Annotated in this window: 24 protein-coding genes; 13 read left to right on the plus strand and 11 right to left on the minus strand. The window is 68.5% G+C overall.

All coding sequences use genetic code 11. The annotated features are described in order from the left end of the window. Window positions 1-117: 117 nt before the first annotated feature. From ABZY89_RS13065 to tkt, 6 genes are all read right to left on the minus strand, one after another. Window positions 118-1,086 carry a hypothetical protein gene (locus tag ABZY89_RS13065; protein ID WP_355227709.1) on the minus strand — a complete coding sequence of 323 codons (969 nt, stop codon included), beginning with the start codon at window positions 1,084-1,086 and terminating at the stop codon, window positions 118-120. 144 nt (window positions 1,087-1,230) lie between these two features. Beyond that, window positions 1,231-2,415 (minus strand): endonuclease, encoded by a 1,185-nt coding sequence (locus ABZY89_RS13070; RefSeq protein ID WP_355227711.1) that lies wholly within the window; start codon window positions 2,413-2,415, stop codon window positions 1,231-1,233. A gap of 116 nt (window positions 2,416-2,531) precedes the next feature. Further along, window positions 2,532-3,272: a 6-phosphogluconolactonase gene (pgl, locus tag ABZY89_RS13075; protein ID WP_355227712.1), complete on the minus strand. Its 741-nt coding sequence runs from the start codon at window positions 3,270-3,272 to the stop codon at window positions 2,532-2,534. Beyond that, on the minus strand, window positions 3,269-4,936 hold the full coding sequence (pgi, locus tag ABZY89_RS13080; RefSeq protein ID WP_355227713.1) for a glucose-6-phosphate isomerase: 1,668 nt from the start codon (window positions 4,934-4,936) through the stop codon (window positions 3,269-3,271). The genes pgl and pgi overlap by 4 nt, the downstream gene beginning before the upstream one ends. Next, entirely contained in the window at window positions 4,933-6,039 is a 1,107-nt protein-coding gene (gene tal, locus ABZY89_RS13085; RefSeq protein ID WP_355227715.1) for a transaldolase, read from the minus strand. Before tal ends, pgi begins: the two co-directional genes overlap by 4 nt. 3 nt (window positions 6,040-6,042) lie before the next feature. Continuing rightward, a complete protein-coding gene (tkt, locus tag ABZY89_RS13090) occupies window positions 6,043-8,154 on the minus strand; it encodes a transketolase (RefSeq protein ID WP_355227716.1) in 2,112 nt (703 codons plus the stop codon). A 170-nt stretch (window positions 8,155-8,324) separates the two neighbouring features. Here tkt and ABZY89_RS13095 point away from each other — a divergent pair, with 170 nt between their 5' ends. Beyond that, window positions 8,325-9,263: a heme o synthase gene (locus ABZY89_RS13095; RefSeq protein ID WP_355020796.1), complete on the plus strand. Its 939-nt coding sequence runs from the start codon at window positions 8,325-8,327 to the stop codon at window positions 9,261-9,263. 216 nt (window positions 9,264-9,479) lie between these two features. Here ABZY89_RS13095 and ABZY89_RS13100 read toward each other — a convergent pair whose 3' ends face one another. The 3 genes from ABZY89_RS13100 to ABZY89_RS13110 are packed head-to-tail and all read right to left on the minus strand — an operon-like array spanning window position 9,480 to window position 12,077. Beyond that, window positions 9,480-10,382: a COX15/CtaA family protein gene (locus tag ABZY89_RS13100; RefSeq protein ID WP_355227718.1), complete on the minus strand. Its 903-nt coding sequence runs from the start codon at window positions 10,380-10,382 to the stop codon at window positions 9,480-9,482. Beyond that, a complete protein-coding gene (locus ABZY89_RS13105; RefSeq protein WP_355227720.1) occupies window positions 10,379-11,170 on the minus strand; it encodes an ABC transporter permease in 792 nt (263 codons plus the stop codon). Before ABZY89_RS13105 ends, ABZY89_RS13100 begins: the two co-directional genes overlap by 4 nt. Beyond that, window positions 11,163-12,077 (minus strand): ABC transporter ATP-binding protein, encoded by a 915-nt coding sequence (locus ABZY89_RS13110; protein WP_355227832.1) that lies wholly within the window; start codon window positions 12,075-12,077, stop codon window positions 11,163-11,165. Before ABZY89_RS13110 ends, ABZY89_RS13105 begins: the two co-directional genes overlap by 8 nt. A gap of 295 nt (window positions 12,078-12,372) precedes the next feature. On the opposite strand from ABZY89_RS13110, the gene ABZY89_RS13115 reads away from it, so the two are divergent. From ABZY89_RS13115 to ABZY89_RS13130, 4 genes are all read left to right on the plus strand, one after another. Continuing rightward, window positions 12,373-13,014, plus strand: coding sequence for a glyoxalase (locus ABZY89_RS13115; protein WP_355227722.1), 642 nt, complete (start codon window positions 12,373-12,375; stop codon window positions 13,012-13,014). Further along, on the plus strand, window positions 12,980-13,450 hold the full coding sequence (locus ABZY89_RS13120) for a PPOX class F420-dependent oxidoreductase (RefSeq protein WP_355227724.1): 471 nt from the start codon (window positions 12,980-12,982) through the stop codon (window positions 13,448-13,450). Before ABZY89_RS13115 ends, ABZY89_RS13120 begins: the two co-directional genes overlap by 35 nt. Before the next feature lie 329 nt (window positions 13,451-13,779). Next, window positions 13,780-14,928, plus strand: coding sequence for an RtcB family protein (locus ABZY89_RS13125; protein WP_355227834.1), 1,149 nt, complete (start codon window positions 13,780-13,782; stop codon window positions 14,926-14,928). A 113-nt stretch (window positions 14,929-15,041) separates the two neighbouring features. After that, on the plus strand, window positions 15,042-16,238 hold the full coding sequence (locus ABZY89_RS13130) for a PQQ-binding-like beta-propeller repeat protein (protein WP_355227725.1): 1,197 nt from the start codon (window positions 15,042-15,044) through the stop codon (window positions 16,236-16,238). Between the two features lie 98 nt (window positions 16,239-16,336). Here ABZY89_RS13130 and ABZY89_RS13135 read toward each other — a convergent pair whose 3' ends face one another. Further along, window positions 16,337-16,981, minus strand: a complete 645-nt coding sequence (locus tag ABZY89_RS13135; protein ID WP_355227727.1) for a methyltransferase domain-containing protein — start codon at window positions 16,979-16,981, stop codon at window positions 16,337-16,339. A gap of 104 nt (window positions 16,982-17,085) precedes the next feature. Here ABZY89_RS13135 and ABZY89_RS13140 point away from each other — a divergent pair, with 104 nt between their 5' ends. From ABZY89_RS13140 to ABZY89_RS13175, 8 genes are all read left to right on the plus strand, one after another. Continuing rightward, window positions 17,086-17,469 (plus strand): hypothetical protein, encoded by a 384-nt coding sequence (locus tag ABZY89_RS13140; protein WP_355227729.1) that lies wholly within the window; start codon window positions 17,086-17,088, stop codon window positions 17,467-17,469. A 117-nt stretch (window positions 17,470-17,586) separates the two neighbouring features. Then, window positions 17,587-18,318: a metalloregulator ArsR/SmtB family transcription factor gene (locus ABZY89_RS13145; RefSeq protein WP_355227730.1), complete on the plus strand. Its 732-nt coding sequence runs from the start codon at window positions 17,587-17,589 to the stop codon at window positions 18,316-18,318. Further along, a complete protein-coding gene (gene sufB, locus ABZY89_RS13150) occupies window positions 18,315-19,733 on the plus strand; it encodes a Fe-S cluster assembly protein SufB (RefSeq protein WP_160022627.1) in 1,419 nt (472 codons plus the stop codon). Before ABZY89_RS13145 ends, sufB begins: the two co-directional genes overlap by 4 nt. Continuing rightward, window positions 19,733-20,917, plus strand: a complete 1,185-nt coding sequence (gene sufD, locus ABZY89_RS13155; protein WP_355227732.1) for a Fe-S cluster assembly protein SufD — start codon at window positions 19,733-19,735, stop codon at window positions 20,915-20,917. Before sufB ends, sufD begins: the two co-directional genes overlap by 1 nt. After that, the gene (gene sufC, locus ABZY89_RS13160; protein WP_350658975.1) at window positions 20,914-21,672 is read left to right on the plus strand and encodes a Fe-S cluster assembly ATPase SufC; all 759 of its coding nucleotides are present in this window, start codon (window positions 20,914-20,916) and stop codon (window positions 21,670-21,672) included. Before sufD ends, sufC begins: the two co-directional genes overlap by 4 nt. Window position 21,673: 1 nt before the next feature. Further along, a complete protein-coding gene (locus tag ABZY89_RS13165; protein WP_355227735.1) occupies window positions 21,674-22,927 on the plus strand; it encodes a cysteine desulfurase in 1,254 nt (417 codons plus the stop codon). Next, a complete protein-coding gene (gene sufU / locus ABZY89_RS13170; RefSeq protein WP_160022635.1) occupies window positions 22,927-23,379 on the plus strand; it encodes a Fe-S cluster assembly sulfur transfer protein SufU in 453 nt (150 codons plus the stop codon). Before ABZY89_RS13165 ends, sufU begins: the two co-directional genes overlap by 1 nt. Before the next feature lie 125 nt (window positions 23,380-23,504). Next, window positions 23,505-23,840 carry a metal-sulfur cluster assembly factor gene (locus ABZY89_RS13175; RefSeq protein WP_355227836.1) on the plus strand — a complete coding sequence of 112 codons (336 nt, stop codon included), beginning with the start codon at window positions 23,505-23,507 and terminating at the stop codon, window positions 23,838-23,840. Between the two features lie 60 nt (window positions 23,841-23,900). On the opposite strand, the gene ABZY89_RS13180 is transcribed toward ABZY89_RS13175, so the two are convergent. Next, on the minus strand, window positions 23,901-24,242 hold the full coding sequence (locus tag ABZY89_RS13180; protein ID WP_160022637.1) for a WhiB family transcriptional regulator: 342 nt from the start codon (window positions 24,240-24,242) through the stop codon (window positions 23,901-23,903). Between the last annotated feature and the right edge of the window lie 7 nt (window positions 24,243-24,249).

The following is a 24,249-nucleotide window of genomic DNA, read 5'->3' on the forward strand; positions in this document are numbered from 1 at the left end:
CTGCTCCAAGCAGAGGCGCCGACTCGGCGCATTCTGACCACAACCCGCGCCGAGCCGGCTCGTTATGACGCGCCGACTCGGCGCTGGGTCTGGTCAGGACGAGACGACTCGGCACTGTCAGGCCGCCGCGACGTCGTTGAGGCGCTGATAGGCGCGGTCACGCAGCTGCCGCAGCCGTACCCCGGGATCAGCGAGCCTGCGAAAGGTGTCGTCCTTGGTGAAGACCTCGATGAGCCAGCCGTCGTCGATCATCGCGGCTCGTCGGTTCCGGTCACGCTCCAGCTGATCGGGGGTGCTGTGCCACTCTGCCCCGTCGTATTCGACGCCTATCTTCAGGTGCTCGTTGCCGAGGTCGAGGCGTCCGAGGAATCGGCTCCCTCGACGGACCTCGAGCTGAGGTACGAGGTCGAGGCCCCTCACCTCTTTCGACCAGATCCGCAGCACCGACTCCGGAGGTGACTCGGCGCGACCATCGGCGAGCGGTCCGACCGCCCTCAGCGTGGTGACGTACCGCTGGCCGCGGAATCTGTTGATTCCAGCGAGGAACTCGTCGCAGTCGTAGCGCCCGAGCCGGTGTATCTGGTCGATCGCGGCGATGGCCCGCTCCGGCCAGCGCACCCGGCCGACGTCCCAGGCTGTGCGGAGCGCGCTGGTGACCAGCAGACCTTCGACCTCGACGATGTCATCGTCGCGGAAGGTACGTTCGCCGCTGGCAGCGAGGTCGTTGCGTAGACGTCCTCGGCCGGCGGGGAGGAAGACGGAGAGTGGCTGCAGGTCGAGGTGCTCGCCGGGGGCGAGCATCATCTCGGCGCCGAGAAGCCATCCGGCATGCCGATCGACCACCACAGCGTCCTTGGGTACGACAAGCTTGAGCCCCGCGACCCGCAGGTCTAGCGTGTCGCCGATCTCCGTCGCGACATAGACGCCCTTGATCAGGCGGCGGATGAGGCCGAGATGTACGAGTTCGCGCAACTGCCGATAGGTCACGCCGGACTCGAGCGCCATCTTGGCGGTGAACGGTAGCGTCGGCGCCAGCGGAAAGTCGGGGCCGAGCGTACGGGTGAACTGCATCTGTTCGATATCCATGCGCCCAGCATGAGCGGGACCACCGACATTTAACTTAGAACGCCGAGTCGGCTCGTTATGACGAGCCGACTCGGCGCTGGATCTTGTCAGGACGAGCCGACTCGGCACCGATATCGGTCAGGATGAGCCGACTCGGCGCGGGGGTCAGCAGGTGGCGCCGAAGATGGACTGGGCGTACTCCGGGTGGTCGATGAAGGGGTTCCGGTTGCGCTGGTAGGTCGAGTAGATGGTGTTGTTGCGGGTGCGTTCGGCTGCGGTGACGGGGTCGGCGTTGTGCCAGCCGAGCAGGACGCAGACCTTGCCGAGGTAGTTGGTCGAGCCGTTGATGGAGTTGTTGACCTCCAGGTCGGCGAAGCCGTCGTCGCCGTTGTAGCGCACGGCCATGTAGAGGATGCCGCGGGCGAGGTCGCCCTTGACGCTGTCACGGGGCTCGAAGGAGTCGGCGTCGGTCCAGCAGTCGCTGCACTCCGAGACTGCCGACCCGCCCAGGTCGAAGTCCTTGTTGCCGCGGGTGGAGTTGACGGTGACGTCCTCGGGCCGCAGGTGGTGTACGTCGGTGCCGGGACCGTTGCTGGTGCCGAAGTCGCCATGGCTCTGCGGCCAGGTGTGCTCGCGGTTCCAGTTGTTGGCGTCTCCGCCGTTGTTGGTCTTCGGGGTGGAGAGCCCGGAGTAGAACTCGATGACGTTCGCGGAGTTGTTCGGGTCCTGATCGAGGACCTTCAGCGCCTCCCAGACCGCGCTGTAGGACAGCGTGGTGTGGCCGTCGATGATGTTGTGCAGCGCCGACTTCAGCGACGAGCCGGACAGGCCGGCGGCCGAGTCGTAGTAGCCCGCCGGGATGTTCGGGTCCGCGGTCGGGGTAGCGGTCGGAGTCGGGGTCGGGGTCGGCGTGGAGCCGGCGAACGCGAAGGCGGTGGCGTTCTTGTGGCCGGGATGGGAGAAGTACGCCGTCAGGGTGCCGGTCACGTCGATCTGACGCCCCTTGAGGCCCGGGTTGGACCGGAGGCCCCACGCGCTGCGGAACGCGTCGGGGATCTGCACGTAGAGCATCTTGGACGTGCTGGTCTCCGATGCCGAGTCAGCGATCGCGAGAGCGTAGTCGTTGGGGTAGTTGCTGGTCACGACCGTGCTGGTCGCTGTGGGCTGGCCGACGACGTAGCCGCGTACGGTGGCCGTCGAGCCGTTCTGGGTGGCGATCGCCGTGGTGACGTTGATCGTGGCCGCCTGGGCCGGGGCGGTCGTGATCACGACCGCCATGAAGCTCGCCAGGGCGAGGGCAACGAGGCTGGCCAGGGTCAGGCCGAGCCGCCGAGAGGCGCTGAAGGACATGCTCGGATGGTGGCAGGTCCGAAGGGGTGCGCGGCACCCGATGCGGGAAAGATTTACCCGGCGTTAGCATGCTGGGTAACTGAATTCCCGAGACGTTCGCGCCGACTCGGCGTCGGTCAGAGCTTCGAGGCGGCGGCCCGATCCAGGAACCAGGTGGTCTCGGTGGTGCCGGTGACGCCGGTGGCGGGGATCTCGGTGATCGGAGCGCCGGCATGTGCCTTGGCCACGGCTTCGGCCTTGCCCTCGCCGCTGACCAGGAACCAGACGGTCGTGGACCGGCGCAGCGCCTCGAAGGTGAAGGTGATGCGCTCGGGCGGGGGCTTGGGGGAGCCGGTGACTCCGACGGCGATCGCGCCCTTCGCCTCGAGCTGCGGGAAGCCGGGGAAGAGGGAGGCGATGTGGCCGTCGGGGCCGACGCCGAGCATCAGGATGTCGAAGCCGCCGGAGCCGTGGCTGCGTACGTCCTCGGAGAACTGTGCCGCGGCCTCGTCGACGCTCAGGCCGGAGTCGGTGGCGGGCATCTCGTGGATGCGGTGGTCCGGGACGCCGACCTCGGTCAGGAAGGCGGCGCGGGCCTGTCCGGCGTTGCGGTCGGGGGAGTCGGCGGCGACGTAGCGCTCGTCGCCGAAGAAGAACTCGACCGCGCCCCAGTCGACACCCGACTCGGGTGCGAGGCGGGCGATCTCGCGATGGATCGCCTCGGCGATCGTGCCGCCGGTCAGGCCGATGGTGGGGACGTCGCCGGCCGCCTGCAGGTCGGCAAGGCGGCTGAGGAACTCTCCGGCGACCGCCGAGGCCAGGGCCTCAGCGGTGTCGTGGACCTCGATGAGTGACTCGGGATGACCGTCGCTGGTCACTTGCGCTTCTCTCTGTAGTAGGCGATGAGGGATTGGGTGGAGGTGTCCTGCCGCTTGGCGGTGTCCGCGTCACCGGAGACCGCCGGGCTGATCTGGACGGCGAGCTGCTTGCCGAGCTCGACGCCCCACTGGTCGAAGGAGTCGATGCCCCACACCACGCCCTGGGTGAAGGTGATGTGCTCGTAGAGCGCGATCAGCTGGCCCAGTACGCCGGGGGTCAGCGACGGCGCCATGATCGAGGTGGTCGGCCGGTTGCCGGAGAAGACCCGCGCGTTGACGATGTCCTCCGCGGTGCCCTCGGCGCGCACCTGCTCGGCGGTCTTGCCGAAGGCGAGCGCCTGGGTCTGGGCGAAGAAGTTGGCCAGAAGCAGCTCGTGCACGTCGACGCTCTGCCCATCGCTGGCGTCCACGAGCGGATAGGCGGGGTTGGCGAACGCGATGAAGTCGGCCGGGATCACCCGGGTGCCCTGGTGGATCAGCTGGTAGAACGCGTGCTGTCCGTTGGTGCCGGGCTCGCCCCAGAACACCTCGCCGGTATCGGTGGTGACCGCGGTGCCGTCCCAGCGCACCGACTTGCCGTTGGACTCCATCGTCAGCTGCTGGAGGTACGCAGGGAACCGGTGCAGCAGCTGGGAGTAGGGCAGCACGGCGTGGGTCTGAGCGTCGAGGAAGTTGACGTACCAGACGTTCAGGAGACCCATCAGCGCCGGCACGTTCTGCGCGAGCGGCGTCTTCGCGAAGTGCTCGTCGATCGCGTGGAACCCGCCGAGGAACTCGGCGAACCCCTCCGGACCGATGGCGATCGCCAGGGAGGTGCCGATCGCGGAGTCGACGGAGTAGCGGCCGCCGACCCAGTCCCAGAAGCCGAAGGCGTTCTCAGGGTCGATCCCGAAGGCGGCCACCTTGTCCAGCGCCGTGGAGACCGCGACGAAGTGCTTCTTCACGGCCTCGGCGGAGTCCACGTCGTCACCGAGCGCGTCGAGCAGCCAGGCGCGCGCGAGGCGGGCGTTGGTCAGCGTCTCCAGCGTCGAGAAGGTCTTCGAGGAGACGACGAACAGGGTGGTGGCGGGGTCGAGCCCCTTGAGCTTCTGGCCGGCGTCGGTGGGATCGATGTTGGAGATGAACCGGCACTCGATCTCGGGGTGACGGAACGGCTCGAGCGCTTCGTACGCCATCACCGGGCCCAGGTCGGAGCCGCCGATGCCGATGTTGACGACGGTGTGGATCCGCTCGCCGGTGACGCCCTTCCACTCACCGGAGCGGACCCGGTCGGCGAAGGCGTACATCTTCGCCAGGGTCTCGTGGACGGCGGGCACGACGTCGGTGCCGTCGACCTCGAGAGAGGCGTCGGCGGGAAGCCGCAGGGCGGTGTGGAGCACCGCGCGGTCCTCGGTGACGTTGATGTGCTCGCCGGCGAGCATCGCGTCCCGCCGCGACTCCAGGCCGACCTGCTCGGCGAGAGCGAGCAGGCTGGCCAGGAGGTCGTCGGTGATGAGGTCCTTGGAGAGGTCGACGTGGAGGTCGGCCGCCTCGAAGGTGAAGCGTGAGGCCCGGCCGGGATCATCGGCGAACCACGAGCGCAGGTCTGGCTCGAAGCCGGCCCGCAGCTCGGTGAGTGCCTTCCAAGCGTCCGTCGTCGTCGGGTCGACCGGGCCTTCACTCACTTCTTGACCGCCTCGATCTGGGCGACGACGGTGTCGACGAGCTCGGTCCAGGAGACCTTGAACTTGTCCACGCCCTCGGTCTCCAGCACCAGGAAGACGTCATCGAGGTCTACTCCGACCGAGCGGAGCGACTCGAAGACCGTAGCGGCCTCAGCGCCCTTGCCGGTGACGACGTCGCCCTTGACCTCGCCGTGGTCGGCGAAGGCCTCCATCGTCTTCTCCGGCATGGTGTTGACCGTGTCGGCCACGACCAGGTCGGTGACGTAGAGGGTGTCGGGGTAGGCCGGGTTCTTGACCCCGGTCGAGGCCCACAGCGGCCGCTGGGCGTTGGCGCCCGCACCGGCCAGGGCGGTCCAGCGCTCGCTGGCGTGGACCTCCTCGAAGGCGGCGTAGGCGGCGATCGCGTTGGCCACTGCGGCCTTGCCGAGCAGCGCGCTGGCCTCGGGGGTGCCGATCGCCTCGAGCCGCTTGTCGATCTCGGTGTCCACGCGGGAGACGAAGAACGACGCCACGCTGCGGATCGTCGACAGGTCCTTGCCGGCCGCCTTGGCCTGCTCCAGACCGGTCAGGTAGGCGTCCATCACCGCGCGGTAGCGCTCGACCGAGAAGATCAGGGTCACGTTGACCGAGATGCCCTCGGCGATCGCTGCGGTGATCGCCGGGAGCCCCTCGAGGGTTGCCGGGATCTTGATCAGCGCGTTGGGGCGGTCGACCGAGGCCCACAGCGCCTTCGCGGAGGCGATGGTCGCCTCGGTGTCGTTGGCCAGGGTCGGCTCGACCTCGATCGAGACCCGGCCGTCGTCCTTGGTGGACTCAGCCACCGGCGCGAGGATGTCGCAGGCGTTGCGTACGTCCTCGGTGGTGAGGCCGAAGATGACCTCGTCGACGGTCTTGCCGTCGGCCACCAGCGAGCGCAGCTGCTCGTCGTAGCGCTCGCCGTTGGCGATCGCGGCGGCGAAGATGGTCGGGTTGGTGGTCACCCCGACGACGGACTTCTCCTTGACGAGATCGGCGAGGTTGCCGGTCTCGATCCGCTCGCGGGAGAGGTCGTCGAGCCAGATGGATACGCCGGCCTCGGCCAGCGCCTTGAGACGGTCAGACATATTTCATGCTCCCTTGTTGATGGCGGCGAGGCTCTCCTTGGCGGCCGTGACGACCGCCTCGGGGGTGAAGCCGTACTCCTTGAACAGCAGCGCACCGGACGCCGAGGCGCCGAAGTGCTCGAGCGAGACGATCCGGCCGGCGTCGCCGACGTACTCCCGCCAGCCCTGCTTCACACCGGCCTCGACGCTGACGCGCGCCTTGACGTTGGGCGGGATCACCGAGTCCCGGTAGTCCTGCTCCTGGGCCTCGAACCACTCCAGGCAGGGCAGCGAGACGACGCGGGCGCCGATGCCCTCCTTCGCCAGCTCCTCGCGGGCGGCGACTGCGTACTGCACCTCGGAGCCGGTGCCGAGCAGCACGACGTCGACGGTGCCGGTGGGGGAGTCGAGGAGTACGTAGCCACCCTTCGCGACGCCGCTGGTGTCGGCGTAGCCGTCCTTCCCGCGGGGGAAGGTCGGCAGCGCCTGACGGGTCAGGATGAGCGCCGAGGGGCGGTCGTGGTGCTTGAGCACCTCGAGCCAGGCGGCGGCGGTCTCGTTGGCATCGGCGGGACGGACCACGTCGAGTCCCGGGATGGCCCGGACCGCGGCGAGGTGCTCGACCGGCTGGTGGGTCGGGCCGTCCTCGCCCAGACCGACGGAGTCGTGGGTCCAGACGTGGATGACCGGCAGCTTGGACAGCGCCCCGACGCGTACGGCGCCGCGCATGTAGTCGGAGAACTGGAAGAAGGTGCCGCCGAAGGCCTTGGTGGGCGAGTGCGCCACGATGCCGTTGAGGATCGCGCCCATGGCGTGCTCACGGATGCCGAAGTGGAGCACGCGGCCGGCGTAGGGGTCGCCCTTCCACTCGTGGGTGGAGCGGTCCTCGGGGACGAAGCTGGGCGCACCGGAGATGGTGGTGTTGTTGGAGCCGGCGAGGTCGGCCGAGCCACCCCACAGCTCGGGCAGCACCGGCGCCAGCGCGTTGATGACCTTGCCGGACGCGGCTCGGGTGGCGATGCCCTTGGCGTCGGCCTCGAAGAACGGCAGCGCGTCGGCGATGTCGGCGGGAAGCTCCCCTGCCTGCATCCGCTCGAGGAGCTTGGCGCCCTCGGGGTTGGCCTCGGCCCAGGCGGCCTCCTCGGCGCGCCAGGCCTGCTCGGCCTTCTCGCCGCGCTCGATGAGCTTGCGGGTGTGGGCGAGCACCTCGGGGTCGACGTCGAAGGACTTCGCCGGGTCGAAGCCCAGGATCTCCTTGGTCGCCGCGACCTCCTCGGCGCCGAGCGCCGATCCGTGGGCCGCCTCGGTGTTCTGTGCGTTGGGGGCGGGCCAGGCGATGACGGTGCGCAGCACGATCAGCGACGGCTGGTCGGTGACCTTGCCGGCGGCGTTGATCGCGTCGAACAGCGCCGGGACGTCCTCGGAGTAGCCGGTGCCGTCGTGGGTCCAGTCGACCTCCTGGACGTGCCAGCCGTAGGCGCGGTAGCGAGCGGCGACGTCCTCGGTGAACGCGACGTTAGTGTCACCCTCGATCGAGATCCGGTTGGCGTCGTAGATCATCGTGAGGTTGCCGAGCTTCTGGGTGCCGGCGATCGAGCTCGCCTCGCTGCTGACGCCCTCCTGCAGGTCGCCGTCGCCGGCCAGGACGTACGTCTTGTGGTCGAACGGGCTCGGCTGGTCGACCGGGGTGTCCGGGTCGAGCAGGCCGCGCAGCCGGCGCTGGGCCATCGCGATGCCGACGGCGTTGGCGACACCCTGGCCGAGCGGGCCGGTGGTCACCTCCACGCCGCGGGTGTGGCCGCGCTCGGGGTGGCCCGGGGTCAGCGAGCCCCAGGTGCGCAGGCTCTCCAGGTCGCCGAGCTCGAGACCGAAGCCGCCGAGGTAGAGCTGGATGTAGAGGGTGACGCTGGAGTGGCCGACGGAGAGCACGAACCGGTCACGACCGAGCCAGTCGGTGTCGGCCGGGTTGTGCTTCATCACCTTCTGGAAGAGCAGATAGGCAGCCGGGGCCAGGCTCATCGCGGTGCCAGGGTGGCCGTTGCCGACCTTCTGCACGGAGTCCATGGCGAGTACGCGGACGGTGTCCACGGCCTTGCTGTCCAGATCGGTCCACTCGAGTACAGGTTTGGTGCTCACGAGGTGCCTTTTCAAATCGTAGAGTCCACTTGGGAAGTTCTTGGGCTGGCCGTGGGGGGCTGCCGAATCCGAGCCTACTCACGCCCCGGGTTAGACTGCGAGCCGCATGCTGTGAACTGCCTGTATGAGCCGCATGTGAAGCCTCAACCCGATCGAGAAGGATCTTCTCAGTGACGCACGTCGAACAGCCGGTCCCCGACCTCGACCAGCGTAGCGACCGCGCGTCAATGCGCGATGTCATCTCGGCGTACGTCTCCTTGACGAAGCCCCGCGTGATCGAGCTGCTGCTGCTCACCACCGTGCCGGTGATGTTCTTCGCCGCCCAGGGTGTGCCGGGTGTCGGCCTGGTCGCGGCCACGGTCGTCGGCGGGATCTTCTCGGCCGGTTCGGCCTCGGTCTTCAACTGCGTCTACGACCGCGACATCGACGAGCAGATGAGGCGTACGCGACGCCGGGCTCTGCCGCGGCACGTGGTCACCCCGCGGGCGGCCCTCATCTTCGGGTCGGTGCTCGCCGTGCTGTCGGTGCTGGTGCTCGGGTTCTTCGTGAACTGGCTCTCCGCGGGCCTGTCGCTGGCCGCCAACGCCTTCTACGTCTTCGTCTACACCATGCTGCTCAAGCGGCGCACCACGCAGAACATCGTCTGGGGCGGCATCGCCGGCTGCTTCCCGACACTGATCGGCTGGACCGCTGTCACCAACTCGGTGAACTGGGAGCCGCTGATCCTGTTCATGGTCGTCTTCTTCTGGACCCCGCCGCACACCTGGGCCCTGGCGCTGCGCTACCGCGAGGACTACGCGCAGGTCGACGTGCCGATGCTGCCGGTGGTCAAGTCCGCCCGCCACGTGGGCGCTCAGATCGTGGCGTACTCCTGGGTCATGGTCGCCACCTCCCTGCTGATGTGGCCCCTCGCCTCCACCGGCTGGCTCTACCCGGTCGCAGCCATCGGCCTCGGCGCCGTCTTCCTCGTCCAGGCCCACCAGCTGCACGCTCGTGCCAAGGGCACCGAGGACCTCACCAAGATCCGCCCGATGCAGCTCTTCCACAGCAGCAACCTCTACCTGAGCCTGCTCTTCGTCGCCCTCGCGGTCGACCCGCTCATCGGCTGACCGCCCCCCGCCGAGGCGTCAGCTACGTCGGCCGAGGCGTCACTCCGGCGGGTCGAGACGTCAGCTCCGTCGCCCCAAGCGTCAGTGGCGTCGGTCGAGTCGGCAGAACACTGCCCGTTCGGCCGACGCGACTGACGCCTCGGCCGACGCGCGTGACGCCTCGGCCAGCGGGAGCGACTTCTCGGCCGACCGGGGTGACGCCTCGGCGAGGGTGAGTCAGGCGGTGTGGGCGCGGGTGGAGACCAGGACGCGGGCGAGGCCGGCGGAGATCAGGGCGGCGCCGAGCATGTGGAAGCCGACGAGGAGGACGGGGAGGTCGGTGAGGTACTGGACCCAGCCGATCATGCCCTGGGCGAGCTCGATGACCAGCAGGACGATCGTGACCCGGCGGACGTACGCGTTCTTGCGGCCCAGCCACAGCGTGACCAGGGTCGCGGCGATGAGCGCGTAGACGGCGTAGGCGTGGATGTGGGACATCAGGGCCGGGTCGAGGCCGGTGCGGCGGGACTCGAGGTCGCCGGAGTGGGGGCCGGAGCCGGTCACGACCGTGCCGAGCCAGAGCGAGAGCCAGCCGACGACGAAGGTGACCACGGCTGCGACGCGTACGTTGCGCGGCGCGGCTTCGCGCCCGGGGGAGCGGATCTCGTCGAGCAGCCAGACGCACAGACCGACCATCGCCATCGAGGCGAGCAGGTGGAGCGCGACGACGTAGGGGTTGAGCTGGCTGAGGACGGTGAATCCGCCGAGGACCGCCTGGAGCGGTACGCCGAAGGCGATGATGATCGCCAGGTTGCGGATGACACCTCGACGGTTCCAGGCAGCGACGACGACCGTGATGGCGATCGCGGCCACGACGTAGGTCAGCAGCCGGTTGCCGAACTCGATGACGCCGTTGATCCCGAGCGCCTCGTGAGCCACGTAGGACTCCTCGGTGCACTTGGGCCAGGTCGGGCAGCCGAGTCCGGAGCCCGTCAACCGGACCACTCCGCCGGTGACCACGATCCCGATATTGGCGATCAGGTTGGCCACCGCCAGCCCGAACAGGTGCGCGTGGAGCCAGCCGAGAACCTTGTCCTTGGCCGAGGGAGTCGGGCCGGTTGCGGGTTCGGTGGACGTCATTCCCACTTGAAGGTCCTAGCTGTGAGGGTGGAGCCGAGAACGGCCCAGATCAGGAGTACGCCGAGGTCTCGCCAGGCCGGGACGCCGTCGAGGAACGCGGTGCGTACGGCCTCTCCGAGCGCGCCCGAGGGAAGCCAGCGGGCGACGTCGCCGTAGGCGCCGTAGGCCGTCAGCGGCAGCACCACGGCGCCGCCGGCCAGGAGAAGCAGGTAGATGAGGTTGGCCGCGGCCAGGGTCGCCTCGGCGCGCAGCACGCCGGCGACGAAGAGCCCGAGCGAGGCGAAGGCGAGCGTGCCCATCGCGATGGCGAGGAAGAAGGCGAGGACGGTGCCGAACCCCGCGGCGGGGGTCCAGCCGAGGATCTGGCCGACGGCGCCGATGATGAAGAGCTGCACGAGCTGTACGCAGCCGAGCGCGAGCACCTTGCCGGCGAGCAGGCCGATCCGGGGGAGCGGTGAGGCACCCAGCCGCTTGATCACGCCGTAGCGCCGCTCGAACCCGGTCGCGATCGCGAGGCTGGTGAACGAGGTCGACATGATCGCCAGGGCGAGGACGCCCGGGGTGAGGAGGTCGACCAACGGCCGGTCGGTGCCGAGGTCGAGGTCGATCGCGTTGCCCGCGGTGACGCCGCCGACCAGCACCATCACCGGGATCACGACGGCGAGGAGGAGCTGCTCGCCGTTGCGGAGCATCAGCTTGGCCTCCATCAGCGCCTGGGCGACCACCTGCCGGGTGATCGGGGCGCCGCCGGGCTTGGGAGTGAACGTCCCCGTGGCCACCTCAGACATGCTCGACCCCCTCGGTGAGATGGAGCCCTCCGGTGAGATCGAGGAAGACGTCCTCGAGGCTCCTGCGACCCAGGGTCAGCGACTCCGGGAGGACGTCGTTCTCCTCACACCAGCGGCTCACCTTGGAGAGCGTGGTCGGGTCGGCCTTCCCGGTGACCCGCATCGAGCGCTCGTCGAGCAGGGTGACCTCGGTGTCCTCACCGAGCGCCTTGCGCAAGGACTCGCGGGCACCGGGCGGGAACGGCTTGGTCACCACCAGTCTCACGGTGGCGGTCGCGCCACCTCTGGTGAGCTCGAGCGGACTGCCCGAGGCGATCATCCGCCCGCGGTCGATGATGTGCACCTGGTCGGCCAGCTCCTCGGCCTCCTCCAGGTAATGCGTCGTCAGCACGACGGTGACGCCGTCGGCGCGCAGCTCGCGCAGCAGCTCCCAGGTCGTACGCCGCCCCTGCGGGTCCATCCCCGCCGTCGGCTCGTCCACGAACACCAGCTCCGGACGGCCCACCAGCGCCATCGCCAGCCCGAGCCGCTGCTGCTGCCCGCCCGAGAGCCGCCGGTAGGGGGTGCGGCCGCACTCGCCCAGGCCGAGCCGCTCGGCCAGGTAGTCGACGTCGAGCGGGTGCGCGTGCAGCCGGGCGATGTGCTTGAGCATCTCCATGGCGCGTACGCCGCTCCAGGCGCCCTGCCCCTGCAGCATCACCCCGATCCGGGGGAGCAGCTGCTTGCGGTCGGCGATGGGATCGAGCCCGAGGACGCGTACCGTCCCCTGCTGGGGCTTCCGGTAGCCCTCGCAGGTCTCCAGGGTCGTCGTCTTGCCGGCACCGTTGGGCCCGAGAACGGCCGTGATCGAGCCCTCCGCGACGCTCAGCGTGAGTCCGTCGACGGCCGTCTTGTCGCCATAGGTCATGCGCAGGTCGCGTACCTCGACAGCGGGCCTGGCGACGGGAGAGTCCACGGCGGCAGTCTAAGAAGGCGTACGCCACCGGCCCAATCGCCTAGGTGCGATCCTATGGATTCTTAGGTGCCTGTAAGGACGTTGGCCGCCCAACTCCCACCGAAGGACGGCCAACGCGGGGATGAGACGGGATGCCCCCAGGGCCATGACGCGGTGTCTCAGACACAATTTCTGCTCAGAAGATCAACAGGCAAGGCGGTCAGGAATCGAGAAGCCTCACAGGCCCCGGGATTCCTAAGGTCAAGACATGTTCACACTCGAGACCATCACCATCGACGCAACCGACGCCACGGACGCCCAGGCGTTCTACGAGAAGGCCTTCGGGATCACCGACCAGATCTCCGTACGCCAGGGCCCGGGCACCGGCACCGGCCGCCCGTTCACGATCTCCCTGGTCGTCAGCCAGCCCTCGACGGTCGACAGCCTCGTCGACTCCGCGCTCACGGCCGGCGCCACTTCGCTCAAGCCGGTCGAGAAGTCGTTCTGGGGCTACGGCGGCATCGTCCAGGCCCCCGACGGCTCGATCTGGAAGATCGCCACCTCGGCGAAGAAGGACAACGGCCCCGCCACCCGCGAGATCGACGACATCGTCCTGCTCCTCGGCGTCGCCGACGTCAAGGCGACCAAGCGGTTCTACGCCGAGCGCGGGCTCGGCGTGAAGCGGAGCTTCGGCGGCAAGTACGCCGAGTTCGAGGCCGCTCCCGGAGCCGTCCAGCTCGCGATCTACCCCCGGCGCGCCCTGGAGAAGGAGACCGGCGTCGCGCTCGACCCGTCCGCTGCGTACGGAATCGTGCTGGGCGGCGGCAGCGAGGCCTTCACCGACCCTGACGGGTTCACCTGGCAGGCTGGGGACCATGGCACGCACGATCGCGACGAACACGACCGTTGATCTCGAGGGGCTCCTGGAGTTCGTACGTCCCCGCCACCAGATGATCCTGGTGACCAGCCGAGCCGACGGGTCCCCGCAGCTCTCGCCGGTCACCGGTGGCGTGGACGACGACGGGCGGATCGTGATCGCGACCTACCCCGAGCGGGCCAAGACCCGCAACGCCCGCAGCCGCCCGCAGGTGAGCGTGATGGTCCTCTCCGAGGAGTGGAACGGCGCCTGGGTGCAGGTGGACGGCGAGGCGGAGGTCCTCGACGCGGCGAGCGGTGGCGCAGCGCTGGACGCGTTCGTCACCTACTTCCGCAACATCTCCGGCGAGCACTCCGACTGGGACGAGTACCGCCAGGCCATGGTCGACCAGGGCAAGTCCCTCCTCAGGATCACCCCGAAGCGCTGGGGCCCGGTCGCCACCGGCGGCTTCCCCGCCCGCCTCGCGTAAACCAGTGGCACCAGACGTTCGCCGCTGACTACCGTTTCCGACACAGCAACACACGAGGAGATGAGCATGCGCAGGTCGGTCGAGATCCGCACCGCCGCCGGTGACCCCGGTCAGGCGAGCGAAGCCTGCCTGTCGTCCGACCTCCGCTCGGACCGCATCGGCCAGGAGCCGCCGACGCGCTGAGCCACAGCGCACCCCGTTGAAGGGCCGCTCCTGCCGAGACAAACCCCGGCCGGAGCGGCCCTTCCGCATGCCCGGCCACGACGCGAGGAAAGAAGATGACGAACGAGTTCCCTATCGCCCTGCCCGGTGCCACGGCAGAGACCCTGATGTGGGCACGCCCGCACGAGATCGAGCACGCCGCCCAGGACCAGCTGCGCAACATCTCCAAGCTGCCCTGGGTGCACGGCGTACGTGTCATGCCGGACGTGCATCTCGGCAAGGGCGCAACGGTCGGCTCCGTGGTCGCGATGAAGGACGCGGTCTCGCCGAGCGCGGTCGGCGTCGACATCGGCTGCGGGATGATGGCGGTCAAGACCTCGGTCACGACGAGCGACCTGCCCGACGACCTGGGCGCGCTGCGCTCGGCGATCGAGGAGGCCGTCCCGGTGGGGTTCAACGCCAACGACGGCCAGGCGGGCGCCGTCCGCAACGACTTCCGGCTGAAGGTCGCCTTCGACAAGCTCTTCGGCGGCTTCGAGGAGCTGCGGGCGCCGAAGCTGGGCGACCGGCACAAGCGGGCCGTCGCGCAGTGCGGCTCGCTCGGCGGCGGAAATCACTTTATAGAACTGACCTCGGACGACGACGGCGTGATCTGGCTGATGCTGCACTCCGGCAGCCGGAACATCGGCAAGGAGATCGCAGAGCGGCACATCTACGCGGCCAAGGGGCTCGAGCACAACCTCGGCCTGCCCGACCGCGACCTGGCGGTCTTCCTGGCCGGCACCGCGGAGATGGACGCCTACCTGCACGACCTCTACTGGGCGCAGGACTACGCCAAGCTCAACCGGCGGATCATGATGGCCACGGTGAAGAGCGTCTTCGCGCGCTTCTTCCCCGAGGTCGTGTGGGGCCAGGAGGTCAACGCCCACCACAACTACGTCGCGCGGGAGACGTACGACGGCGTCGACCTGGTGGTCACCCGCAAGGGCGCGATCTCGGCCAAGTCCGACGAGTTCGGGCTGATCCCCGGGTCGATGGGCACCGGTTCGTACGTCGTGCGCGGGCTCGGCAACGAGGCGTCCTACTGCTCCGCCTCCCACGGCGCGGGACGGAAGATGTCGCGTACGAAGGCGAAGAAGATGTTCAGCGTCGCCGACCTCGCCGCTCAGACCGAGGGAGTCGAGTGCCGCAAGGACGCCGGTGTCGTCGACGAGATCCCCGGTGCGTACAAGTCCCTGGAGAGCGTCATCGAGGCACAGACGGATCTGGTTGCCGTCGAGGCACGACTCCGCACGCTGCTGTGCGTGAAGGGCTGAGGTTGTGAAGCCGAGAGTGGCCTATCGGTCACTCTCGGCTTCACAACTCTCGGACGGTTCCTTCTTCCGGAAAGGCGACCACCGGGTCGTGAGTGGCCTTAACGTAAAGGCCCATGAAATCTCAGCAGGCGTTCGTGGCGGCGGTCGTGGTGGTCAGCACGTTGCTCGTCGGTTGCGGTGAGGCGGACAGGTCGGGGTCGGAGCTGGCCGAGAAGTGGTCTCGAGCGGGCGGCCCGGAGAGCGAGTTCCTGTCAGCCGGCTCCTGGACCGCGACCGACGACCTGTGGATATACGCCAACATCGACTCCTCCCGGATCGAGGCAGTACGCCTCGCCGACGGCAAGGAGGCGTGGCATCTGCCGCTCGAGGAGAACGTGTGTGAGATCTCGCCCGTGAACGAGGCCGGGCTCGTCGCGGTGCGTGACCATCCCTCGGGCATGCACGGCTGCGATCGGGTCACGGTCGTCGACACCGCTGACGGCGACGCCTTGTGGTCGGCGACGTTCACGTCGATCGGCGGACGATCCGAGGGTGGCGGCATGGTCGGGCTGACCGAGAAGACCGTGTCGGTCACGACCGAGTGCGCGGTCGAACGCTGGGACGCGACGACCGGCGACCCGCTGGAGCCACTGCGGGCTCGTCAGGGCGCGGGCGAGCTGGGCGCGTTCGGATGTCGGGTGGCCACCACCGGCGCCACCGCCCTGGTGCCCGAGGCGGACGGCATCAGCGGCTTCGACGTCGACACCGGCAAGCGCCTGTGGACGGTCGCCGGCGACCGCCCACAGGTGGGCGCCGTCTACGCCACCGAACCGATCGTCGCCGACGTGTGGATCGAGGGGGTGCAGGGCGTTCGCGTGATCGACCCACGCACCGGTCAGCTGGGAAGGATCGTCGGCCGGTCCCTGGATGCCGGCGCTGCGGCGCCGACGCTCGGGCTGGCCGACGTCGTGGGAGACCGGATCGCCGGCGCCTACGACGAGGAGCTGTCCGGGTCCGACGCCGCCGCGGACGGCGCCGTTCGAACGTGGGATCTGACCTCGGGCACTGAGGCTTGGAGTCGGGCGAGCGAAGCCGGCGACATCTTCCTGGGGGCTGACGAGAAGGGCGTCTACATCGGTCGTGACACCCGGTCCGACGCTGGCTACAGCGTGCTCCGTCGCGACCTCGATGACGGCTCCGAGGACGTCGTCGGCTCCGTCGAGAACGCACCCGCCGTGGTGACAAAGGTCGGTGACCTGCTGCTGGTGGGCGGCGCCGACGCGGCGCGCGAGGACAGCGAGACGACGGCCTACCAGCTGCCCTCGAGCTGAGGGGCCGTGGCGTCAACCATGCTCCGCCTCCCATGGGTCGGGGCGGAGGATGTCGCGCACGAAGGCGAAGGAGACCTTCACCGTCGCCGACCTGCCGCTCAGACCGAGGGTGTCGAGTGCCGCAAGGACGCCGCTGCGTGAACGCTGAGGCGGCGCTGCCAGATCCCGAGGCGGTGGCTCCACGGCAGCCGCGGGTTCAGCCGGCGGGGCTCGGAGAGGTGGACCAGGTCGAAGTCGGGACCGAGCGCGCGGGTCATGTCCTCGGGGACGTACGTCCATGGCGGGCCCGGCTCCTCGCTCGGCCGGTCGATCGGGAAGACCCCCGACGCGACCCGTCCGCCGGGGCGTACGACCGCGCGGGCGAGGTCGCCGACGCGGACGCGCCAGGCGGGCGGCAGCGCGCAGAAGAAGGTGTGGTCCCACATCAGGTCGACCGGTCCGCCGGTCGCGGCCAGGACGACGTCGACGTCGAATGCGTCGCCGATGACGTAGGTGAGGTCCGGGTAGTGCTCTGCTGCGTGGGCGGCCGCCGTGGGCGAGACATCGACAACCGTCGTACGCCATCCGGCAGCCGCCAACCCCGCCGCATCGTGTCCCCGACCGGCACCTGGCGCGAAGGCGGTGCCGGGCTCCCCGAACAGTGCCGCGTCCTCCTTGATGTAGGCCAGGGGAGCGCCGAGGTCCCAGCCGGTCGTGCCGCGGACGTACGCGGTTTCCCAGTCCGTGGGGTCATTGACCGTCATGGGCCACAGTCTCTCTGACCGGCGCAGGGAGAGCAGGGCACTTGGGCGAATCCGCGATTCCAGAGCGGTTCCGTGCGCCGTCGTCGACCGGTACGCTTTCGAACATGAGATCGACTGGCGGCGCGTCCCGGCGCGACGTACCGCTGCCGTTCGACATCGCTCCTCATGCGTTGCCAGCGCCCATCAAGCGATCATCGGCGCCTGCGCCGGACGAGGGGACGCAGGTCTACCGTCTCGTCGGCGCCCACCTCACCTCTCGTGGCCTTCCGCCGGGCTCCGACCTGATGATCAACCCCCGCCGACCCAAGCGCGGCGAGGTGGCGGTCGTACGCTTCGGCGGCCGCACCAGGGTCGGTGTCTTCGACCTCGAACGCGGTCGCGCGGTCCTACGTTCAGACCGCGGCACCCGCTGGCTGCCGCCCGACGCCGTCTACATCGGCGTCGCCGCCCTCGCCTCCCCCACCCTTGACGGGATGCCCACAGGCTGACCAGTGACCCCTACTGAGCGGGATGCGGCGTGACGTACGACACGTTGTCGCGGATCAGCGAGCAAGTAAGGGTTGCCTTCGTTGAATCGCCCGGGGGAATAACGTCACAATGGTGTTGTGAAATTCGACGAGAGCACTCTGCAGCCCGCAGAGACCAGCGAGGAGAGCACCCGCCAGCGGGTCGCTCGGTCGCTGCTTGTCGACGGTCCGCAGACCGCTGCGACGCTGGCCAAGCGGCTCGATCTCACCCCGGCCGCGGTCAGGCGCCACCTGGACGCCCTGGCCGAGGAGGAGGCGGTGGAGCAGCGTGAGCCGCGCACCGCGTCCACGCGCGGGCGAGGCCGCCCGGCCAAGCTCTTCGCGCTCACCGACCAGGGTAGGGACGGCTTCGAGAAGAAGTACGACGACCTGGCGGTCGAGGCGCTGCGGTTCCTCTCCGAGGTGGCCGGCGAAGAGGCCGTGCGGGAATTCGCGGAGCGCCGTGCGGCGTTCATCAAGCAGGGACTGGACCGGATCGCCGCCAGCGAGACGGACCTCAGCCCCGCGCAGGTGCTTGCGAATGTGTTCACGGCCAACGGCTATGCGGCCTCCGTCAGGGAGCTGCCGCTGATCAACGGCCATGACGCAGGTGAGCAGCTGTGCCAGCAGCACTGCCCGGTCGCCCACGTCGCCCAGGAGTTCCCCGAGCTCTGCGAGGCGGAGACAGAGGCGATCGCGAAGCTGCTCGGCACCCACGTACAACGCTTGGCCACCATCGCCCACGGCGACGGAGTCTGCACGACGCACATCCCTCCTGGATCCTCCGGTCCCGGCGAAGTTTCGAAGAAGAAGGAGCAGGTCACGACATGACCTCCATCGAGGAGCTCAACCCCGAGCTGAAGGGCATCGGCAAGTACGAGTTCGGCTGGTCCGACTCGGACGTCGCCGGTGCCGCGGCACAGCGCGGTCTCAACGACGCCATCGTCCGCGACATCTCCGGCAAGAAGTCTGAGCCGCAGTGGATGCTCGACCTGCGCCTGAAGGGCCTCAAGCTCTTCGGCCGCAAGCCGATGCCCACCTGGGGCTCCGACCTCTCGGACATCGACTTCGACAACATCAAGTACTTCGTGCGCTCGTCGGAGAAGCAGGCCACCTCGTGGGAGGACCTGCCCGAGGACATCAAGAACACCTACGACCGGCTCGGCATCCCGGAGGCGGAGAAGCAGCGCCTGGTCGCCGGTGTCGCCGCGCAGTACGAGTCGGAGGTCGTCTACCACTCGATCCGCGAGGACCTCGAGGCCCAGGGCGTGCTCTTCCTCGACACCGACACCGCGCTCAAGGAGCACCCGGAGATCTTCCAGGAGTACTTCGGCACGGTGATCCCCGTCGGCGACAACAAGTTCGCCGCGCTGAACACCGCCGTGTGGTCGGGTGGCTCCTTCATCTACGTGCCCAAGGGTGTCCACGTCGACATCCCGCTGCAGGCCTACTTCCGGATCAACACCGAGAACATGGGCCAGTTCGAGCGCACCCTGATCATCGCCGACGAGGGCTCCTACGTTCACTACGTCGAGGGCTGCACCGCGCCGATCTACCAGTCCGACTCGCTGCACTCCGCGGTCGTCGAGATCATCGTGAAGAAGAACGCCCGCGTTCGCTACACGACCATCCAGAACTGGTCGAACAACGTCTACAACCTGGTCACCAAGCGCGCCACCTGCGAGGAGGGCGCGACCATGGAGTGGGTCGACGGCAACATCGGCTCCAAGGTGACCATGAAGTACCCGGCGGTCTACCTGATGGGTGAGCACGCCAAGGGCGAGACGCTCTCCATCGCGTTCGCCGGCGAGGGCCAGCACCAGGACGCGGGCGCCAAGATGGTGCACGCCGCCCCGAACACCTCCTCGTCCATCCTGTCGAAGAGCGTGGCGCGTGGCGGTGGCCGCACGTCCTACCGCGGCCTGATCCAGATCAACGAGGGCGCGCACGGCTCGAAGTCCAACGTGCTCTGCGACGCGCTTCTGGTCGACCAGATCTCCCGCTCGGACACCTACCCCTACGTCGACATCCGCGAGGACGACGTCTCGATGGGTCACGAGGCCTCGGTCTCGAAGGTCTCCGACGACCAGCTGTTCTACCTGATGTCCCGCGGCATGGCCGAGGACGAGGCGATGGCGATGATCGTGCGCGGCTTCGTCGAGCCGATCGCCAAGGAGCTCCCGATGGAGTACGCCCTCGAGCTCAACCGCCTGATCGAACTGCAGATGGAAGGAGCGGTCGGCTGATGACCGCAGCTGTTCAGGAGGCCCTGGAGCTCGACAAGGTCGAGTCCCACCTCCACCCGGAAGGCTCTTTCGACGTCGAGGCGCACGAGGTGCCGAAGGGTCGCGAGGAGATCTGGCGGTTCACCCCGCTCAAGCGCCTCAAGGGCATCCACAACGACGCTCCGTTCGCCGACGGTGCGACGAAGGTGGAGGTCGAGGCGGCCCCCGGCGTGACCGTCGAGACCGTGGCGGCCGACGATGCCGTACGCGGCAGCTCGGGCCTGGTCCCGACCGACCGCGTCTCGGCGCGGGCCTGGGCGGCCAGCACCGGTGCGACCGTCGTGCGGATCCCGACCGACACCGTCGTCGAGGGCGCGACCGTGATCCGCCACCACGGCACCGGCTCGGAGACCGCCGGCGCCGGTCACGCGGTGATCGTGGCGGAGAAGTTCGCCAAGGCGACCGTCGTGCTGGTCTTCGAGGGCTCTGCCGTCGTGGCCGACAACATCGAGATCGTCGTCGAGGACGGCGCCGACCTCACCGTCGTCTCCGTCCAGGACTGGGCCGACGACGCCGTCCACCTCTCCACCCAGCACGCCAAGGTCGGCCGCGACGCCAACCTCAAGCACGTCTCGGTGAGCTTCGGCGGCGACGTGGTGCGCCACGACTTCTCGGCGGAGTACTCCGGCCCCGGCGGCTCCGTGGAGTCGCTCGGCCTCTACTTCGCCGACGCCGGCCAGCACATCGAGCACCGTCTCTTCGTCGACCACACCGCCCCGAAGACCAAGTCCCACGTGGTCTACAAGGGCGCGCTGCAGGGCGAGAAGGCCCACGCGGTCTGGATCGGCAACGTGCTGATCCGCAAGGAGGCCGAGGGCATCGAGACGTATGAGGAGAACCGAAACCTCATCCTCACCGACGGTGCCTGGGCCGACTCCGTGCCCAACCTGGAGATCGAGACCGGCGAGATCGAGGGCGCGGGTCACGCGTCGGCGATCGGCCGGTTCGACGACGAGCAGCTCTTCTACCTGCAGAGCCGCGGCATCTCCGAGACCGAGGCCAAGCGCCTGGTCGTGCACGGCTTCTTCAACGACCTGATCCGTCAGATCGGTGTCCCCGAGCTCGAGGAGAAGCTGACCAGCACGGTCGAGGCCGAGCTCGCCAAGAACATCAACACCCTTATCGAGAAGGACGCAACCGCATGAGCACGCTTGAGATCAAGGACCTCACGGTCTCGGTGAACACCGAGGACGGTGCCAAGGAGATCCTCAAGGGCGTGACCCTGACGATCAACTCCGGCGAGACCCACGCGATCATGGGCCCCAACGGCTCGGGCAAGTCGACGCTTGCCTACTCGATCGCCGGCCACCCGAAGTACACCATCACCGGCGGCACCGTCACCCTCGACGGTGAGGACGTCCTGGAGATGTCGGTCGACGAGCGCGCCAAGGCCGGACTCTTCCTGGCGATGCAGTACCCCGTCGAGGTTCCCGGCGTGAGCGTGGCCAACTTCCTCCGCACCGCGAAGACGGCGCTGGACGGCGAGGCCCCCAAGCTGCGTACGTGGGTCAAGGACGTCAACGGTGCGATGAACAAGATGCACCTGGACCCGACCTTCTCGCAGCGTTCGGTCAACGAAGGCTTCTCCGGTGGCGAGAAGAAGCGCCACGAGATCGCCCAGCTCGACATCCTCGACCCGGCCTTCGCGCTGCTCGACGAGATCGACTCCGGCCTCGACATCGACGCGCTCAAGGTCGTCTCCGAGGGGATCAACGACTTCCGCGCCCGCGATGGCAAGTCCGTCCTGCTGATCACCCACTACACCCGCATCCTGCGCTACATCAAGCCTGACCACGTGCACGTCTTCGTGGCCGGCCGGATCGCGGAGTCGGGTGGCCCGGACCTGGCCGAGGAGCTGGAGGCCAACGGCTACGAGAAGTACGTCTCGGCAGGGGTCTGACATGAAGGGTCTGCTGCCCGACCTGGATCTGGTCCGCAAGGACTTCCCGATCCTGGAGCGCACCTTCGACGGCGGCGAGACCCCGCTGGTCTACCTCGACAGCGCCAACACCTCGCAGAAGCCGCAGATCGTGATCGACACCATGGTCGACCACCTGGAGCGGCACAACGCCAACATCGCCCGGGCGATGCACCACCTGGGTGCCGAGGCCACCGAGGCGTTCGAGGGGGCGCGCGACACCGTCGCGCGCTTCCTCGGCGCGCCCGAGCGCGACGAGGTGATCTTCACCAAGAACGCCTCCGAGGCGCTCAACCTGGTCGCCAACACCGTGCCGCTGGCCGCGGGCGACGTGGTCGTGACCACCGAGATGGAGCACCACTCCAACATCGTTCCGTGGCAGCTCGCCACGCAGCGTGCGGGTGCGACGTTGAAGTGGTTCGGGCTCACCGACTCCGGTGACCTCGACCTGTCGAACATCGATGAGCTGATCACACCGGCGACCAAGATCGTCGCGCTGACCTGGGTCTCCAACATGCTCGGCACGATCAACCCGATCGCCGAGATCGCCCGCAAGGCCCACGAAGTCGGTGCGCTGGTCGTCGTCGACGCCGCGCAGGCCGCCCCGGTGCTGCCGATCGACCTGGCCGGCATGTCCGAGGAGGAGCGTCCCGACTTCCTCGCCTTCACCGGCCACAAGGTCGTCGGCCCGACCGGCATCGGCGTCCTGTGGGGCCGGCGTGCTGCGCTCGAGGCGCTGCCGCCGTTCCTCGGTGGCGGCGAGATGATCGCCACGGTCACGATGGAGAAGTCGACCTACGCGCCGATCCCGCACAAGTTCGAGGCCGGCACCCCGCCGATCGCCGAGGCCGTGGGTCTTGGTGCGGCGCTGGAATACCTCATGCACCTCGGCATGGAGAACGTCCACGCCCACGAGCAGGCGATCACGGCCTACGCCCTGGAGCGCCTCGCGACCGTCCCGGGCGTGACCGTGCTCGGCCCGGCCGACGCCGCCAAGCGTGGCGGAGCGATCTCCTTCGAGCTCGACGGCGTGCACCCGCACGACGTGGCCCAGGTCCTCGACTCCAAGGGCGTCGCCATCCGTGCCGGGCACCACTGCGCCAAGCCCGCCCACCAGCGGTTCGGCGTACAGGCCTCCAACCGGATGTCGTCCTACCTCTACACCACGCCCGCCGAGATCGACGCGCTGGTCGAGGGGTTGGAATACGTACGCACGTTCTTCAAGTTGGACAAGTGATGACTGCCGCGAACCTCGAGAGCATGTACCAGGAGATCATCCTGGACCACTACAAGAACCCGCACGGGAAGGGTCTTCGCGACCCCTTCGAGGCGGAGGTTCACCACGTCAACCCGACCTGCGGTGACGAGATCACCCTGCGGCTCCACGTCGACGGCGGCAAGATTGAGGACATCTCCTACGACGCCCTCGGCTGCTCCATCTCGCAGGCCTCGGCCTCCGTGCTCAACGACCTGGTCGTGGGCAAGACGGTGGACGAGGCGATGGTGATCCACGAGGAGTTCCTGCGGCTGATGCAGGGCAAGGGCCAGGTGGAGCCCGACGAGGACATTCTGGAGGACGGCATCGCCTTCGCCGGCGTCGCCAAGTTCCCCGCCCGGATCAAGTGCGCGCTGCTGTCGTGGATGGCCTGGAAAGACGCCGCCGCGAAGACTGTCGCTGAGGAGAACTGATGACTGAGACCGACCACGCTGAGCACAATCACGCGGGACACGACCACGCGGGTCACGACCACTCCGGTCATGACCACTCGGGCCACGGCCATGGCCACGGTCACGAGGCGCCTGAGTGGCAGGGGATGCGTACGTCCACGGTCGAGGGCGCAAGCCTGAAGATCGAGGACGTCGAAGAGGCGATGAAGGACGTCGTCGACCCCGAGCTCGGCATCAACGTCGTCGACCTGGGCCTGATCTACGGCCTGCACATCGAGGACCACTCCAACGTGGTCATCGACATGACCCTGACCTCGGCGGCCTGCCCGCTGACCGACGTCATCCAGGACCAGACCGCGCAGGCCTTGGAGGGCATGGTCAACGACGTACACATCAACTGGGTCTGGATGCCGCCGTGGGGCCCGGACAAGATCACCCCCGACGGCCGCGAGATGCTGCGCGCTCTCGGGTTCAACGTCTGAGGGTTTGCCCGACGTGGGAGTCCTGAGGTCACTGGGTGGCCTCAGGACTCCCACGTCATTTCAGGCGACGCGACGGGCGCGTGCGATCGCTTCCTGGCTGCGCTTGTAGGGCTTCCGCCCCGGAGTTCTGGGGGTGTCTCGAGGTTTGCCGCTCTCCAGGAGCACACCGCCCCAGACTCCCCACTCCCGCCGGGCGGTCCCGAGCTCGAGGCAGGTCTGCCGCATCGGGCAGTCGGCGCAGACCTGCTGCGCCTCGGCGAGTTGGGTGAGGTCCTCGGGATGAAAGAGCTCCGGGTCCTCGCCCACGCAGGCCCACTCGTCGGTCCGGGGAGTCGGGTGCTTCAGCGTCAGCTCGTAGGTCTTCGAGCTGTTGCCCTCTCCGAAGAGTGTGATGATCTCCATCTCGTTC

Source organism: Nocardioides sp. NPDC006303 (assembly GCF_040613175.1).
Taxonomy (GTDB): Bacteria; Actinomycetota; Actinomycetes; order Propionibacteriales; family Nocardioidaceae; genus Nocardioides.